Genomic DNA, 14,773 nt, shown 5'->3' with positions numbered 1-14,773 from the left:
TCCGTGGCGCACTCAAGCGCGGTAAAAGGTGACGCAGTTTCAAGCGACGCGCGGCAAGCTGCAAGGATCGCAACGTCTGCCTGCCGCTTGCCACTTCACTTTTTCTTGTACGCAATGCAATCGATCTCGACCTTGCAATCCACCATCATGTTGGCCTGCACACAGGCCCGGGCCGGGGCGTGTTCGGGGGTGAAGTATTCGCCGAATACCTTATTGAAACTCCAGAAGTCGCGCGGATCTTCCAGCCACACCCCAACGCGGACCACATCTTCGAGGCCATAACCGGCTTCAGTGAGAATGGCGACCAGGTTGTCCATGGTCTTGCGGGTTTGTTCAACGATGCCGCCGACGATGATCTCGCCATTTTCAGCTGGCACCTGGCCGGACACATGCAACCAGCCATCGGCCTCGACGGCGCGGGCAAAAGGACGCGGTTGACCGCCACCGGCGACGCTGCCTGCGCCATAACGAGTAATGCTCATGATGTTTCTCCTCTAAAAGGCAGTTAATACTCAAAAACGGATGTTCTTCAAAAATTCGCCCAGGCGCGCCGACTTTGGCTGCTCGAACAATTGCTTGGGTGGACCTTGTTCCTCGATGCGTCCCTGATTCATGAACACGATCTGGTCCGACACCTCATAGGCAAAGCGCATTTCATGGGTCACCAGCAGCATGGTCATGCCGTCTTCCGCCAGGCCCTTGATGACACTCAACACTTCGCCGACGAGTTCCGGGTCCAATGCCGACGTCACTTCATCGAACAGCATCAGGCTGGGGTTCATCGCGATGGCGCGGGCAATCGCCACGCGCTGCTGTTGACCGCCGGAAAGCTGCCCCGGAAAGTGATTGCGCCGCTCCAGCAGCCCCACGCGATCCAGCCATTTCTCGGCCAGCGCCACTGCCTGATCCTTGGGCAGCTTCTTGACCTTGAGCAGGCCCAACGTCACGTTCTGCAATGCGCTCAGGTGCGGGAACAGATTGAACTGCTGGAACGCCATGCCAGTCATGGCCCGATGGCTGGCGATGACTTTTTCCGGATGGCGCACCCGCTTGCCGTCGATATCGCTGTAGCCGATGTCCTGGCCTTCCAGACGAATATGTCCGCCCTGAAACTCTTCGAGCAGATTGACGCAACGCAGCAGCGTGGTTTTACCCGAGCCGCTGGAGCCGATCAGCGTCACCACGTTGCCCTTTTGCATGCGCAGATCCACGCCTTTGAGTACTTCCACGGCGCCGTAGGATTTATGCAGCCCTTCGATGCTCAGCAATGCTGGCTCGGTCATCACGGTTTGAGACTGTGTCATGGCAAGGCCACCCGTTTTTCGATTTGCCGCCCAAGAAGCTCGATGGCGTAGTTGATGACGAAGAAAAGAAACCCGGCAAACAGATAGAACTCCAGGGTCATGAAGGTCCGGGCGATCACCTGTTGGGTACTGAGCAGCAACTCAGCCACGCCGATCACCGACAGCAGCGTCGACGCCTTGACGATCTCGGTGGACGAGTTGACCCAGGTCGGCAAAATCTGCCGCAACGCTTGAGGCAACAGCACGTACATCAAGGATTGGGGAAATGTCAGGCCGATGGCCTTGCCGGCTTCCAGTTGCCCGCGCGCAATGGCTTGCAACGCGCCGCGCACGATTTCCGCGACGTGGGAACCGCAAAACAGCGTCAGGCCCAAGGCTCCGGCCTGGAATGCGGTAATCGGCCAGCCCAGTGCAGGCGCCATGTAAAACACCGCCAGCACCAGGACGAAGACCGGCGTGCCGCGAATCAGATCGACATAGATGCGAAACGGCAGCCGCGCCCAGACATTGCCGTACGTCAGGACCAACCCCGCGAACACCCCGATCAGGGTGCCGCAGACGATGGCCAGAGCCGAGCATTGCACACTGGTCAAAAAGCCTGCCCACAAGGTTTCCCTGGCAATCCACAGCTCATGCAGCCAGGAAGGTTGTTCGTACATAAGTCAGGCCTCCTAGCGGCGAATGGCCAAGCGTTGTTCGAGGTAGCGCAGCAGCATGGCGATCACATAGCAGGCCACCACATACAATCCGGTGGTCACCAGCCAGGTCTCAATGACCCGATAGCTCTCGACATTGATCTTGCGCGCGTAATAGGTCAGTTCCGGCACCGCAATGGCAGCTGCCAGCGACGTGTCCTTGAACAGCGAAATGAAATTATTGGACAAGGCTGGCAATACATTGCGCAGCATGACCGGCACCACGATGTAAGCCTTGACCTGCCATTCCCCAAGCCCGATCGCCAGGCCGGCTTCGCGCTGGCCCTTGTGAATGCTCAACAATCCCGCGCGGAACACTTCGGTCAAGTAAGCCCCGGCATACAGCGACAGGGTCACGATGAACGACGCCAGTTTGTCCAGACGAATACCCAGGCCTGGCAACGCGAAGTAGATCAACAGGATCAACACCAGAATTGGGGTGTTGCGGATCACGGTCACATACACCGACGCAACAAAGCGCAGCACGCGATGCCGGGACAGCAGCGCAAACGCCGTCATCAGGCCGATCACGCAACCGATCGCGATGGAAATCAGGGCCAGTTCCAGCCCCAATCCCAGCCCCGCCAGCAGGCTGGGAAAGTCACGCCAGACCGCGGCAAAATTCAATTGATAATTCATGGTCAGCAATACCTGGAACGGGACGACGGCCTTGTCATCCCTGCCCCGTCAGTCAGGTTCTGATTACTTGTATTCCATCGGGAAGCCAATCGACGGGGTTGGCAGGTCCACGCCGAACCACTGTTTGAACGACGCTGCGTACGTCGGGAACTCAACGCCCGTCATGGCTTCATGCAGGGCGGTATTGACGAAGTTCAGCCAATCCTGGTCGCCGCGTTTGACCGCACAGGCATAGGTTTGCGGACTCCAGGCAAAAGCTGGCGAGCGATAACGACCGGCGTTTTGCACCATCAGGTATTTCACCGACGACTGATCGGTAGCGGCGGCATCGGCACGCCCGGAATTGATCGCCTGGTACATCAAATCGACGCTGTCGTATTGATCGACCTTGGCTTGCGGCAATGCCTGATGCACCAGTTCTTCGGCATACACGTTTTGCAGCACGGCGACGATGACGCCTGTTCCGGCCGCTTTCAGGTCATCGATTTCCTTGTACTTGCTGTTGGCCGGCAGCAGCAACGCCACGCCTTCGCGGTAATACGGCAAGGTGAAAGCCACTTGCTGGGCGCGACTGGCGGTGACCGTGATGAACTGGCAGCTGATATCGACTTTGTCGGTCAACAGGTTGGGAATGCGCGCGTCCGAGGACTGCACCACGAATTCGACTTTGCTCGGGTCATTGAACAAACCTTTGGCAATGATGCGGCCGATGTCGATATCAAAGCCCTGCAACTTGCCGTCCGCGCCCTGAAAGTGCCAAGGCGCATTGGTGCTGCCCGTACCGACGACCAGCTTGCCGCGCTGCAACACGCTGTCCAGCTTGCTGGCGTCCGCTGCATGCGCCGCGCCGATCAGCACAGCCATCGCCGCAACGACACCTGCACACGTTTTTAAAGAGAAAAGTCCGCTACCCATGACATGAACTCCACCGAAGAATGAGTTAGTTCCGCTATAACGGAACATAGTATGTAACAACGGAATGGACAGCAGGAAGTGTGCCACGGCTGGCGTTGAAAAAACATGGGTAGGGAAATTCCATCGAGATCATAGAGATAGCTTCGTGATTAAGCAGAGGGATGCAGCTACCATGCACGACTGATTTGCTACTGAAGGCAACGGCCGGGTAGCAAGGCCTCAATCGAGTGCGGTCTGCGCTACAACCGCGCACTCGATTGATCCTCGATGTGTCTCTTGGAGCCTGCATGACTCAAACCGAACATCCACACCAGATCGCCCTGACCCGCTTCCTCGCGGCTCATCCGCAACTTCAGGATGAACTCGAACACCTCAATCCTCTTGCCGCTCAAGCAGCGGGTGTCACCGCGCAGCAATATCGTGAAGAACGCCTGCACGAAGCCTTCGAGGAAGAAGCGCAACGCCTGGGTTTTTTCGCCTGGGAATTGACCTTGCAACTCACTGCCGAGTCGCCCGAAGAGTTTGAAAATCAGCGACGCGAAGTCCACAAGGAAGTTGCCGAAATGGCCGGCATGGAATGGACGCAGTACTGCGAACTGCACGGGATTGCGCCCTGAAGCGATGCAAGGCGTATGACCGTTCGTCGCAGATCAGGGCACGATGGGGCCGTCAGAATTGACCAATATCAGGTAACGCTCATAACCAGGAGACGTACCCATGATGAAGTCAAAGATGACTAGCCTTGTTCTGACCGGCCTGCTTTCCATCTCTAGCATGTCCGCCTTCGCGGCAGGCGAGTCGAGTACCGGGCCTGTCAAACCTGAAACCGGTGGCGCTACCCAAAGCGGTTCAGCCATGCCGCCTGGCACCCATCCGAGCGCCCCGAGCGGCAGCACAGATGCCGATGCCTATGGCCGTGGCACGGGGACCGGCGCAGGTAAATCCGCTGATGGCGGTGATACCGGCAGTGGCGTTGGCAAGACCGGCGGCCCGAACAAGAACGGCCCCAACGGCACCGGGGGTGGTGCGTCAGGTTCTGACGACAACTAACAGCCTTGCAACAAAAAATGGCCCGGGATAATCCCGGGCCATTTTTTTGTGCGTTGCATGCTGCGTATTACAGGCAAGTCGCCAAGGCCGCGCCGCGTCGATCAGCCGGCATGGTGTCTGGTGCGGCGTAGAAGTTGAGGACGGTCTTGCCGCTTTGCGGCTTCACATCGACAAAGTACTCGGCGCCGGTCGTGTAGACCGTGAAGCCGTCAGCACTGGAGCGCATGAACGCTTCAGGGTCCAGTCCCACCATGGCTGCGTCCTGCCAGGCATATTCCACGCACTGCGCAACAACGTTCGCGGCCTTCTGCGTGGCGTAAACCTTGTAAGGCCCGACAGCGCGGGCCTGATTTGACGGTGAGGTACAGCCAACCAGCAGCACCGCCGCAACAGCCCCAATCAACAGCTTCATGGCAATCCTTGAAGGCGAAAAAAGCCGATTCTACACGTTCGCCGTCCGTGCATCGCTTGTCCGGCGAGCCTGAAGACGCTATCAGGCTTCAGCCAGTTGCTCTTCGTACTCTTTCACATACTGACCGGCCAGTGACTCCTTCTGCTTTTCATCCAGAAGTTTGCCCGCCATCTGGAAGAACTTCTGCTCTTCTTCCTTCAAATGGTGATGCACTTTCTCGGACAGCTTCTTGGCCGTGGCAAGCCAGCTCGGACTGGACATCTCCGTTTCGTCGAGCTCTTCCATCATTTCATCCATCTCATGATGCTCGGAAATCGCGTGTCGACTCAGGTCCACACCATTGTCATGGGCCATCAGCGGGATATAAAAGAAGCGCTCTTCCGCGGTTTCATGGGCCTGCAGCTCGGCCTTGAGCTGTTTGTAGGCATCCACGCGTTCCTGGCTGTCGCCACTGGTGCGAACCAGATTTTCTGCATAACCACGCTGGCGATCATGACTTTCACGCAAGGCTTCGAAAATATTCAACGGCGCTACTCCAGACTGGCTTCCCAAGGGTGGAAGCGATATGCACTAGACCGCCACGCAAGATCAGCGTTCCACCCGCCACGGCCACCCATCAATAAACGCCAGGCGGAATTCCGTCCTTGTTGAAGTCCTTGAGCCGTTCTTTTTCTTCGGGCGTCGAGTGCGCCGGCGTGTGCTGTTTCGGAGCGTCTTTGGGAGAGTCTTTGGGCGCGTCTTTCTTTTGCTCGCTCATCAGCGGATCCTCTTTGAATGACAGGTATTAATGAGGCCGCGGCGAGCGGGTTCAGTTCCTTTGCTGCCCTTATCGAATGCAAGACGAAGCGTCTTACAGCACGCGTGGCCAACAACGGCTTGCCCTTAGTCCCATTGCGGGACTAAAATCTCGCCCATGAGAATTATCGCCACCAGCCACCTGAAAGCCTTCTGGGAAAAATACCCGGATTCGGAGCAGTCCTTTCTTGCCTGGATCGATGAAGCAAAAAACGCGAGTTGGTCAAGTCCTGCGGACGTCAAAGCTCAGTATCGTAGTGCGAGCATTCTGAAAAGTCGGCGCGTCGTGTTCAACATCAAAGGCAACGACTACCGATTGGTAGCTGCCGTGGCGTACCGCTACGGCGCTATTTACATCAAATTCGTCGGCACCCACAGGCAATACGACGCAATAGATGCTGACACTGTTGAGATGGAGTAACCCATGGAAATTAGACCTATCCACAACGACGAGGACTATCGCGCAGCCCTCAAAGCGGTCTCCCCCTTGTTTGATAAAGAACCTGAGCCCGGTTCCTCAGAAGGTGACTGGTTTGACGTGATGATTACGTTAATTGAGGCCTATGAGGCAAAGCACTTCCCGATGGATCTACCTGATGCAGTCGACGCCATCAGATTTCGCATGGAGCAATCTGGGCTGTCGGTGGCTGATCTAGTACCTGCTATTGGCCGGCCAAACCGGGTCTATGAGATTTTAAATGGGACCAGATCGCTGACCTTGCCAATGATCTGGAGACTGCACGAGATGTTTGGAATTTCAGCAGAAAGCCTGATCAAGCCTGCAAAGCGCTAAACCGGAAGCGCAGCGCGACGATTTCCGCCGCATCTTGCCCTCTTATTTCCCCCGCCATACAACTGCCATCCAGTCTGTGCGACAATGCGCGCCAAATTCGGCATGAATCCCGCATTCATTTGCAGCAGTCCGACACACAGGTCGCAGATTGCTGAATAGATATGGCCCAAAGAAAGGCCTCAGACTCGGGTCAAACGCCCTGAGAAAAGACGGAAACGGGTATCAAATCGGTATCGGCTGCATTCAGCCAACTCCAAGTCATTGAAGGTAAGGTAATTGATCTCCACAGCAAACATCACGATGCAGTTCGGCGCAAAACCCTTGTTCGAGAACGTCTCGGTCAAGTTTGGTGCCGGTAACCGTTATGGCCTGATCGGCGCCAACGGCTGCGGTAAATCCACCTTCATGAAGATCCTCGGCGATGATCTGGAGCCTTCGGGTGGGCAGGTGATGCTGGAGCCGAACGTGCGTCTGGGTAAGTTGCGCCAGGACCAGTTCGCTTACGAAGAGTTTTCCGTGCTTGATACCGTGATCATGGGTCACGAAGAGCTGTGGAAGGTCAAGGCCGAGCGTGATCGCATCTATTCGCTGCCGGAAATGACCGAAGACGACGGCATGGCCGTTGCCGAGCTGGAAACCGAGTTCGCGGAAATGGACGGTTACACCGCCGAATCCCGTGCCGGTGAGCTGCTGTTGGGCCTGGGTATCGGCATCGAGCAGCACAGCGGGCCGATGAGCGAAGTATCGCCGGGCTGGAAACTGCGAGTGTTGCTGGCTCAGGCGTTGTTCTCCGATCCTGAAGTGCTGTTGCTCGATGAACCGACCAACCACTTGGACATCAACACGATTCGCTGGCTGGAAAACATTCTGACCCAGCGCAACAGCCTGATGATCATCATCTCCCACGATAGGCACTTCCTGAACAGCGTCTGCACGCACATGGCCGACCTGGATTACGGCGAGCTGCGTCTGTTCCCGGGCAACTACGACGAGTACATGACCGTGGCGACCCAGTCCCGCGAGCAACTGCTGTCGGACAACGCCAAGAAGAAAGCGCAGATCAACGAACTGCAAGCGTTCGTCAGCCGCTTCTCAGCCAACGCCTCGAAATCCAAGCAGGCCAGCTCCCGCGCCAAGCAGATCGACAAGATCCACCTGGCCGAGGTCAAGCCTTCGAGCCGTGTCAGCCCGTTCATTCGTTTCGAGCAGACCAAAAAGCTGCACCGTCAGGCAGTCATCGTCGAGAACATGGCTAAAGGCTTTGACGGCAAAGCGCTGTTCAAGGACTTCAGCTTTACCGTTGAAGCCGGCGAGCGCGTCGCGATCATCGGCCCGAACGGCATCGGTAAAACCACCTTGCTGCGCACGCTGGTCAACGAGCTGTCGCCGGATGCCGGTACGGTTAAATGGACCGACGCGGCTGAGCTGGGCTACTACGCCCAGGATCACGCTTCTGACTTCGAAGATGAATCCAACCTGTTCGACTGGATGGGTCGCTGGACTCAAGGTGGCGAGCAAGTCGTTCGCGGTACTTTGGGCCGCATGCTGTTCTCCAACGACGACATCCTGAAATCGGTCAAAGTGATTTCCGGTGGTGAGCAAGGTCGCATGCTGTTCGGCAAGCTGATCCTGCAAAAGCCGAACGTGCTGATCATGGACGAACCGACCAACCACTTGGACATGGAATCCATCGAAGCGCTGAACCTGGCGCTGGAAAACTATCCGGGCACGCTGATTTTCGTCAGCCACGACCGTGAATTCGTTTCCTCGCTGGCAACCCGCATTATCGAGCTGAGCCCAAGCGGCGTGGTCGACTTCAGCGGCACCTACGACGATTACCTGCGCAGCCAGGGCGTGGTGTTCTGATTTAGTTTTTTCAGAGCGCTTACAAGCAAAAGCCCCGTCCATCGTGACGGGGCTTTTGCGTTCAGGTGTGGAGCTTATTCAGCGGTCTGTTGCAGGACTTCGATCCACAAGGCGCCCTTGCCGGATGGCGCTTCGCTGACACGCTTCAACGCGCCATCGCCGCCAACGGCATACGCGCCGACTGTGGCGCTTTTCTCGCCGGTTACCAACAGCCATTTGCCATTGGGTGAAAAAGCGATATTGCGCGGTTGCTTCTCCTCGACCGGGTAGTTATCGAGAAAGGTCAGCGCGCCAGTGCTGGCATCGACCGAAAATGCCGAGACCGAGCTGGTGGTGCGTTCGGTCATCAGCAGCAGCTTGCCATCGGGAGACATACGCAGGTCCGCTGCCCAGATGCGTGGGGTCGGGTCGTCTTTCAAGTCATTGTTGCTGGCGTCGCGCACTTCCCCGTGGACCAGATTCAGGCGCGGCGGAATGCCATTTACCGAAGAAATCTGCGTCAACGCCCCGCTCTGCGCGTCGATGGAGAACGCGGTGACCGTACCGCTCATTTCCCCAACAACGTAAACGAACTTGCCGTCTGCCGAGAACGCCAGATGCCGTGGGCCGGTCTTGGTCGGAACGCTGACATAGCCGTCGCCAATCGGGGTCAGCGTGCCGGCCTTGTCATCAAGACGAAACTGCAAGACGTGGTCCGAACCCAGATTGCCCGCATAGGCAAAGCGGTTGCTCGGGTCGGTACGCACCGAGTGCGCGTGGGGACCGGTCTTGATGGTCTGAATGGTGTCGCTGGGCTGATGATTCTTGTCGATGGCCTGCACGCTGAGCAGATTCCCGCCATAAGAGGCGCCCAACAGGAACTTCCCGGATCGATCCGTCGACAGATAGGCCAGGCTCTCGGCCAGTGGCCCTTTGGAAATCTGGCTCAGATGGCCGGTCTTGGGATCAATGCTGAAACCCACGACCTGATAAGGTTTGACCCGCAATGCTGCAAACAACACTTTGCCATCCGGGGTGAGCGCCATGGGATTGACCTGACTTCCAGCCGGAGTCTGCTCGATCAAATTGAGCGCGCCGGTTTTTTCATCAAGACCGTATTGGGAAATGAAGCCGTCGCCGGGGCTCGAGATATAGGCGAATGTTGCGCTATGGGCTTGAAAGCTGAGACCGCAGGCCACCGCAGCAGCCAGAAGAAGGGGTTTACTCACGAGAGATCCTTTATTTTTATGGTTGTGGTCAGTCATCCTATGACTGACAAGGAGCGCCGGCAATATTTGTTTACAAATAAATAAACTACATCGTTAGCATGCTTCCTTTTGCCGGAATCTCAAGCCATGATGTGGCACTCCCTAACGCTTGCCAGCGAACGAGCCCATGTCCTCCGCCTTCACGCCACCACCTCCAGTTGAAGTCAGTTCCATGACGATCACCTTGCAGATCGTCTCCATCGTGCTCTACACCTTTATCGCGTTTCTGTGCATCGGTTTGCCGATTGCTGTAATGCCCAGCTACGTGCACGACCAGCTGGGATTCAGCGCAGTCATCGCAGGTCTGACGATTGGTTCGCAATATCTGGCCACACTGCTCAGCCGTCCACTGGCCGGCAGGGTCTGCGACACCATCGGCACCAAACTGGCGATTGTTTACGGCATGTCCGGGATTGCCATCAGCGGCGTGCTGACCTCGGTTGCGACGTTGCTGGAAAGCGCGCCGGTGGTGAGCCTGACGGTCCTGATCATTGCGCGGCTGTTCATCGGCGTCTCCCAAGGCCTTATCGGCGTCGGCAGCATCAGTTGGTGTATTGGCAAGGTCGGGCCGGACCATACAGCCCGGGCGATTTCCTGGAACGGCATCGCTTCCTACGGGGCTATCGCCATCGGCGCGCCATTGGGTTATGTGATGACGCGCGATGTCGGCTTCTTCAGTATCGGCCTTGCCTTGACGGCTATGGCGATAGTGGCCTTGATAATCATCCGCAACAAACCTTCGATCCCGGTAATCAAGGGTGAACGCCTGCCGTTCTGGTCGGTGTTCGGACGCATCGCACCGTATGGCGTCAGCCTGACGCTGGCATCAATCGGCTATGGCACGATGACCACGTTCATCACGCTGTTCTACGTCAGCCGCGGATGGGAAGGCGCCGCGTATTGCCTGAGCGTGTTCGGGATTTGTTTCATTCTTGCCCGCCTGCTGTTCATCGGTGCAATCAACCGCCTTGGGGGCTTCACCTCGGCCATCGTCTGCATGGGTGTGGAAACACTGGGGCTGGTGCTGTTGTGGCTTTCGCCCAATACCGGTTTTGCCCTGGCGGGTGCCGGTTTGACGGGGCTTGGGTTGTCCCTGGTCTACCCGGCATTGGGCGTTGAAGCAATCAAGCAAGTGCCGATTTCCAGTCGCAGTGCCGGCTTGAGTGCCTACGCGGTGTTCTTCGATCTTGCCCTGGCGATTGCCGGACCGGTGATGGGCGCTATCGCTCTGGGAATGGGATACGCCTCGATCTTTTTCTTCGCATCGCTGCTGTCGATTGGCGGGTTGATGCTTACGGTGATGCTGTCACGCCGCCCCAGGATTTGACGAGGCATCGGCGGCCAAAAAAGATGAACTGCCAGCGTACGCATCAGTCCCATTTAGACATTTGCCGTACTTAGGAGCGTTCGTGTGCCCCCTGATCCTGCTGGTTTGAATGGTAATGCAGTGGACATGAGCAACAGCCCGGATGTTCACAAGCTGCGTGTCCTGACCGTCAATACCCACAAGGGATTCACGGCGTTCAACCGGCGCTTCATCCTTCCGGAACTGCGCGAAGCCGTACGCAGTACCGGCGCCGATCTGGTATTCCTGCAAGAAGTGCTGGGTAGCCACGACGGTCACGCCTCACGCCATCATGACTGGCCCGTTACTTCCCATTACGAATTTCTCGCCGACAGCATGTGGAGCGATTTTGCCTACGGCCGCAATGCGGTTTACCCCGACGGCCATCACGGTAACGCCCTGCTCTCCAAGTACCCGATTCTGAGCCATCGCAATCTCGACATTTCCATCACCGGCCCGGAACGGCGCGGGCTGCTGCACTGCGTATTACAGGTGCCGGGACACGATGAGGTGCATGCGATCTGCGTCCATTTGAGCCTGCTGGAAAGTCATCGGCAATTGCAGCTGGATCTGCTGTGCAAACTGCTGGACTCCCTGCCCAGCCACGCGCCGGTCATTATTGCCGGGGATTTCAACGACTGGCAGTTGCGGGGTAACGCGACGTTGGCGCGGTGTGATTATCTGCACGAAGCCTTTGAGCGCCATCATGGGTTATTGGCCAAGACCTATCCCGCGCGCTTTCCAATGCTGCGTCTGGATCGCGTCTATTTGCGCAATGCCAGCAGCCACTCGCCGCAAATCCTCGGCAGCCGCCCTTGGACGCATTTGTCTGATCACCTGCCGCTTGCGGTGGAAGTTCACCTCTAATACCCCGCAAAAGCTGGCGTTCTGCGCAAACCATCCGTCGGTCATTTACTTGACGGGGGGCTGGTTCGCTTCTGTACTTGAGATGCAACTACCTATTACACATGGAAAAACGCAATGTCGCTGATCTGACATGCCGTGCGTTTTAGCGTGGCCCGCAGGCACGAGCTGACCGCCTCCCTGACTACGCTACTCAGGGAGAGACATCATGAACCACCCCCGTGGCAAGCCTTGCCCATGGCGCTTGGCCGTCCTGCCCGTCGCAATCTTTGGCATGTGGTGCAATCCGACGCGTGCGGCCTGTGATCTGACTACCACCCTCGCCCAACCCGTGCAGACGTGTGACAGCGGCAGCAGTGGCGCGCTGAGCAAACCTTCCGGCAATAACACATTGATTTTCCCTGCGGGTGGCACCGGTGCAATTATCGGTAACGTGACGTTCGGCCCTGGCAATGATCGCCTGCAGATGGATTCCGGCACTATCACTGGCAGCGTCATCCAGGGCGATGGTCCGGACAGCTTTGCGATGACTGCGGGCGCGATCTCGCTGGATGTCAACCAAGGCTCCGGACGGGATGATTTCGTCATGTCCGGTGGGACCCTGCGCTCGCTTGCACAGGGCGATGGACTGGATACTTTCCTGATGTCCGGCGGCGTCATCAGCAGCGCCTTCGAGGATGGCGACAGCGCGAAGATGACCGGAGGCACAATCGGCCGGGTCGACATGAAACTCGATGACAATCTTTTCGATATGTCTGCGGGCAACATCATGGGCAACCTGGTGACCGGCTTCGGCAAGGACACCATCATCATTTCCGGCGGCACTGTCGGCGGTAACATCAGTGTCAGCGGTGGCGACGACAGCATCGCTATCAGCGGCGGCGAGGTGCGTGGTGAGATCAGGGCCAGTTTCGGCAACGATACCTTTAACTGGAGCAACACGGGCCTGCTGCGCGGGTCGATCCTGATGGCCGATGGCAATGACACCGCCCTCCTCAACAACCTCGACGAGAGCTTCCTGGGCTCGAACCCGCTGCTGGACGGCGGCGCCGGTGCCGACATCTTGACCTTCGACGCATCGACGACCGCTGTTCCAGGGCGCTACGCCAATTGGGAAACCGTCAACCTCAGCAATGGCTCGCACATGGACCTGGCTGGTGAACTGGTCGTCGGTGATGCTAACAGCGGAACCGGCACACTGAATATCGACGCCAGCAGCATGGTTTCCTCCAGTGTCGGCACCTTGCGCCCGTTTACCGCTGGCCAACTGGCAACCATGAGCAACGCCGGAACCCTGGACATGACCACCGGCAGCAGCCAGGCCACCGACACCCTCACCGTGCGCGGCAACTACATCGGCAACAGTGGCCAGTTGTTGCTGCAATCGGTATTGGGCGACGACTCTTCAGCCAGCGACAAGCTGGTCGTGGCTCAGGGTGCGATCAGCGGGACCACGCAGATCAACGTCGCCAACCTTGGCGGACTGGGCGCGGTCACGCGACAAAACGGCATTCAGGTGGTGCAGGCCAGCGAGGGAGCGATCAGCGATAACAGTGCATTCACGCTGAGTAACTCGTTGTCGGTCGGGGCCTATCAATACTATTTGTTCAAGGGCGGCGCGACAGCGGGATCTGAAAACAGCTGGTTCCTGCGCTCGACTGTACTCTCACAACCCTTGGCACTGGCGGTACCGCCTACCACGCCTGAACCACCGGTTACGCCAACTGACCCGACAACGCCAACCGAACCTACTGTTCCGACTACGCCCACGACTCCCACGACTCCGACGACCCCAACCACGCCTCCCGTGCAGCCAGCGGTGACGGCTCCGGTCGCGGCCATCGGCACCCCGCCGCTGCCCGCTCCCATCCGGGGCGCGGCACCGATTACGCTGTATCGCATGGAAGTGCCCAACTACGCGGTCGTGCCGCCAGCGGCTGCCATGCTGACTCAGCTGTCACTGGGCACTTTCCATGATCGTCAGGGGGAGCAAAGCCTGCTGGGCGAGTCCGGCTTCGTGCCAGCAGGATGGGCGCGAGTGTTCGGCAATAACTTCAAACGCAGTTGGTCGGGCACCGTCGACCCGAGTCTGGACGCATCGCTCAAGGGCTATCAGGTCGGCCATGACCTGTACGCGTCCGAAACCGCGGGTGGCCGTTCCCAGCGCACCGGTTTTTTCGTCGGCCGCAGTCAGCTGGATGGGCATGTGGACGGCTTCGCCGGTGGCTTCAAAGATAACCGCACAGGCAAAGTCAAAATCGAGGGCGACAGCCTGGGCATTTACTGGACATTGGTCGATCCGAAAGGCTGGTACGTCGATGCCGTGGCGATGGGCACGCGCCTGGACGGTTACAGCCGCTCGGACCGGGGCATCCGGATCGACACCGAAGGCCGGGCGCTTAGCCTGTCATTGGAAGCCGGGTATCCGATTCCGGTGTCCGCGAACTGGGTGGTCGAACCTCAGGCACAAGTGATCAACCAGCACATCGATCTGGATAGCCAGAATGACGGGATTTCTCACGTGTCGTTTGATTCCCAGTCCTACAACACAGGTCGTGTCGGTGCGCGTTTGAAAGGTCGGTACAGGGTCAGCGGCATGCCACTGGAACCCTATGTGCGCGGCAATCTATGGCACACCTTCGGCGGATCGGACACAGTGACCTTTGATCACGTCGACAGAATCAAGACCGAGCACAAGTCCACCACGGCTGATCTGGGTGTGGGATTGGTGGCGAAAGTGTCGAAAGAAGTGAGTCTGTATGTCAGCGCCGATTACAGCGGCAACGTAGACGATGACAATCTGCAAGGCGTGATGGGCAATCTGGGGCTGAGGATCAGCTGGTAATGG

At 57.8% G+C, this 14,773-nt stretch carries 17 protein-coding genes; 8 read left to right on the top strand and 9 right to left on the bottom strand.

The window, feature by feature from the left end:
• Window positions 1-95: 95 nt before the first annotated feature.
• The 5 genes from CFII64_RS06820 to CFII64_RS06800 form a co-directional block, all read right to left on the bottom strand.
• Window positions 96-482 (bottom strand): RidA family protein, encoded by a 387-nt coding sequence (locus tag CFII64_RS06820; RefSeq protein ID WP_020290052.1) that lies wholly within the window; start codon window positions 480-482, stop codon window positions 96-98.
• A 30-nt stretch (window positions 483-512) separates the two neighbouring features.
• Window positions 513-1,304 carry an amino acid ABC transporter ATP-binding protein gene (locus CFII64_RS06815; RefSeq protein WP_020290051.1) on the bottom strand — a complete coding sequence of 264 codons (792 nt, stop codon included), beginning with the start codon at window positions 1,302-1,304 and terminating at the stop codon, window positions 513-515.
• Window positions 1,301-1,963, bottom strand: coding sequence for an amino acid ABC transporter permease (locus tag CFII64_RS06810; RefSeq protein WP_020290050.1), 663 nt, complete (start codon window positions 1,961-1,963; stop codon window positions 1,301-1,303). Before CFII64_RS06810 ends, CFII64_RS06815 begins: the two co-directional genes overlap by 4 nt.
• A gap of 12 nt (window positions 1,964-1,975) precedes the next feature.
• A complete protein-coding gene (locus CFII64_RS06805; protein ID WP_020290049.1) occupies window positions 1,976-2,638 on the bottom strand; it encodes an amino acid ABC transporter permease in 663 nt (220 codons plus the stop codon).
• 63 nt (window positions 2,639-2,701) lie between these two features.
• Window positions 2,702-3,553 (bottom strand): transporter substrate-binding domain-containing protein, encoded by an 852-nt coding sequence (locus CFII64_RS06800; RefSeq protein ID WP_044901189.1) that lies wholly within the window; start codon window positions 3,551-3,553, stop codon window positions 2,702-2,704.
• Between the two features lie 287 nt (window positions 3,554-3,840).
• On the opposite strand from CFII64_RS06800, the gene CFII64_RS06795 reads away from it, so the two are divergent.
• Together CFII64_RS06795 and CFII64_RS06790 are read left to right on the top strand one after the other, a co-directional pair.
• A complete protein-coding gene (locus tag CFII64_RS06795; protein ID WP_020290046.1) occupies window positions 3,841-4,170 on the top strand; it encodes a DUF6388 family protein in 330 nt (109 codons plus the stop codon).
• Between the two features lie 115 nt (window positions 4,171-4,285).
• Window positions 4,286-4,603 (top strand): hypothetical protein, encoded by a 318-nt coding sequence (locus tag CFII64_RS06790; protein ID WP_154232568.1) that lies wholly within the window; start codon window positions 4,286-4,288, stop codon window positions 4,601-4,603.
• 67 nt (window positions 4,604-4,670) lie between these two features.
• Here the strand turns inward: CFII64_RS06790 and CFII64_RS06785 are convergent, their stop codons facing one another.
• The 3 genes from CFII64_RS06785 to CFII64_RS30025 form a co-directional block, all read right to left on the bottom strand.
• Complete coding sequence (locus CFII64_RS06785; protein WP_020290044.1) at window positions 4,671-5,015, bottom strand: hypothetical protein; 345 nt, start codon at window positions 5,013-5,015, stop codon at window positions 4,671-4,673.
• 81 nt (window positions 5,016-5,096) lie between these two features.
• Window positions 5,097-5,540 (bottom strand): hemerythrin domain-containing protein, encoded by a 444-nt coding sequence (locus CFII64_RS06780; RefSeq protein WP_020290043.1) that lies wholly within the window; start codon window positions 5,538-5,540, stop codon window positions 5,097-5,099.
• Window positions 5,541-5,631: 91 nt separating this feature from the next.
• Window positions 5,632-5,772, bottom strand: a complete 141-nt coding sequence (locus tag CFII64_RS30025) for a hypothetical protein (RefSeq protein ID WP_020290042.1) — start codon at window positions 5,770-5,772, stop codon at window positions 5,632-5,634.
• 156 nt (window positions 5,773-5,928) lie between these two features.
• Between CFII64_RS30025 and CFII64_RS06775 the strand changes: the two genes are divergently transcribed.
• The 3 genes from CFII64_RS06775 (at window position 5,929) to CFII64_RS06765 (ending at window position 8,469) form a co-directional block, all read left to right on the top strand.
• Window positions 5,929-6,231, top strand: coding sequence for a type II toxin-antitoxin system HigB family toxin (locus tag CFII64_RS06775; protein ID WP_020290041.1), 303 nt, complete (start codon window positions 5,929-5,931; stop codon window positions 6,229-6,231).
• A 3-nt stretch (window positions 6,232-6,234) separates the two neighbouring features.
• A complete protein-coding gene (locus CFII64_RS06770; protein WP_020290040.1) occupies window positions 6,235-6,603 on the top strand; it encodes a type II toxin-antitoxin system HigA family antitoxin in 369 nt (122 codons plus the stop codon).
• Between the two features lie 276 nt (window positions 6,604-6,879).
• Entirely contained in the window at window positions 6,880-8,469 is a 1,590-nt protein-coding gene (locus tag CFII64_RS06765) for an ABC-F family ATPase (protein ID WP_080290802.1), read from the top strand.
• Between the two features lie 74 nt (window positions 8,470-8,543).
• On the opposite strand, the gene CFII64_RS06760 is transcribed toward CFII64_RS06765, so the two are convergent.
• Window positions 8,544-9,677 carry a lactonase family protein gene (locus tag CFII64_RS06760; RefSeq protein ID WP_020290038.1) on the bottom strand — a complete coding sequence of 378 codons (1,134 nt, stop codon included), beginning with the start codon at window positions 9,675-9,677 and terminating at the stop codon, window positions 8,544-8,546.
• 166 nt (window positions 9,678-9,843) lie between these two features.
• On the opposite strand from CFII64_RS06760, the gene CFII64_RS06755 reads away from it, so the two are divergent.
• From CFII64_RS06755 to CFII64_RS06745, 3 genes are all read left to right on the top strand, one after another.
• Window positions 9,844-11,043 carry an MFS transporter gene (locus tag CFII64_RS06755; RefSeq protein WP_044901188.1) on the top strand — a complete coding sequence of 400 codons (1,200 nt, stop codon included), beginning with the start codon at window positions 9,844-9,846 and terminating at the stop codon, window positions 11,041-11,043.
• Between the two features lie 126 nt (window positions 11,044-11,169).
• Window positions 11,170-11,928: an endonuclease/exonuclease/phosphatase family protein gene (locus CFII64_RS06750; RefSeq protein ID WP_020290036.1), complete on the top strand. Its 759-nt coding sequence runs from the start codon at window positions 11,170-11,172 to the stop codon at window positions 11,926-11,928.
• 205 nt (window positions 11,929-12,133) lie between these two features.
• Complete coding sequence (locus CFII64_RS06745) at window positions 12,134-14,770, top strand: autotransporter outer membrane beta-barrel domain-containing protein (protein ID WP_020290035.1); 2,637 nt, start codon at window positions 12,134-12,136, stop codon at window positions 14,768-14,770.
• Window positions 14,771-14,773: the final 3 nt, after the last annotated feature.

The sequence above is a fragment of the Pseudomonas sp. CFII64 genome, from assembly GCF_000416235.1.
Taxonomy (GTDB): Bacteria; Pseudomonadota; Gammaproteobacteria; order Pseudomonadales; family Pseudomonadaceae; genus Aquipseudomonas.
This window is presented reverse-complemented; position numbering and strand designations above follow the sequence as displayed.

Bases quoted from the DNA above. Each gene is read 5' to 3' on its own strand.
- CFII64_RS06810 (WP_020290050.1), bottom strand. From the start codon at position 1,963: ATGTACGAACAACCTTCCTGGCTGCATGAGCTGTGGATTGCCAGGGAA.
- CFII64_RS06800 (WP_044901189.1), bottom strand. From the start codon at position 3,553: ATGGGTAGCGGACTTTTCTCTTTAAAAACGTGTGCAGGTGTCGTTGCG.
- CFII64_RS06805 (WP_020290049.1), bottom strand. From the start codon at position 2,638: ATGAATTATCAATTGAATTTTGCCGCGGTCTGGCGTGACTTTCCCAGC.
- CFII64_RS06820 (WP_020290052.1), bottom strand. From the start codon at position 482: ATGAGCATTACTCGTTATGGCGCAGGCAGCGTCGCCGGTGGCGGTCAA.
- CFII64_RS06785 (WP_020290044.1), bottom strand. From the start codon at position 5,015: ATGAAGCTGTTGATTGGGGCTGTTGCGGCGGTGCTGCTGGTTGGCTGT.
- CFII64_RS06775 (WP_020290041.1), top strand. From the start codon at position 5,929: ATGAGAATTATCGCCACCAGCCACCTGAAAGCCTTCTGGGAAAAATAC.
- CFII64_RS30025 (WP_020290042.1), bottom strand. From the start codon at position 5,772: ATGAGCGAGCAAAAGAAAGACGCGCCCAAAGACTCTCCCAAAGACGCT.
- CFII64_RS06755 (WP_044901188.1), top strand. From the start codon at position 9,844: ATGTCCTCCGCCTTCACGCCACCACCTCCAGTTGAAGTCAGTTCCATG.
- CFII64_RS06745 (WP_020290035.1), top strand. From the start codon at position 12,134: ATGAACCACCCCCGTGGCAAGCCTTGCCCATGGCGCTTGGCCGTCCTG.
- CFII64_RS06750 (WP_020290036.1), top strand. From the start codon at position 11,170: ATGAGCAACAGCCCGGATGTTCACAAGCTGCGTGTCCTGACCGTCAAT.
- CFII64_RS06815 (WP_020290051.1), bottom strand. From the start codon at position 1,304: ATGACACAGTCTCAAACCGTGATGACCGAGCCAGCATTGCTGAGCATC.
- CFII64_RS06770 (WP_020290040.1), top strand. From the start codon at position 6,235: ATGGAAATTAGACCTATCCACAACGACGAGGACTATCGCGCAGCCCTC.
- CFII64_RS06795 (WP_020290046.1), top strand. From the start codon at position 3,841: ATGACTCAAACCGAACATCCACACCAGATCGCCCTGACCCGCTTCCTC.
- CFII64_RS06790 (WP_154232568.1), top strand. From the start codon at position 4,286: ATGACTAGCCTTGTTCTGACCGGCCTGCTTTCCATCTCTAGCATGTCC.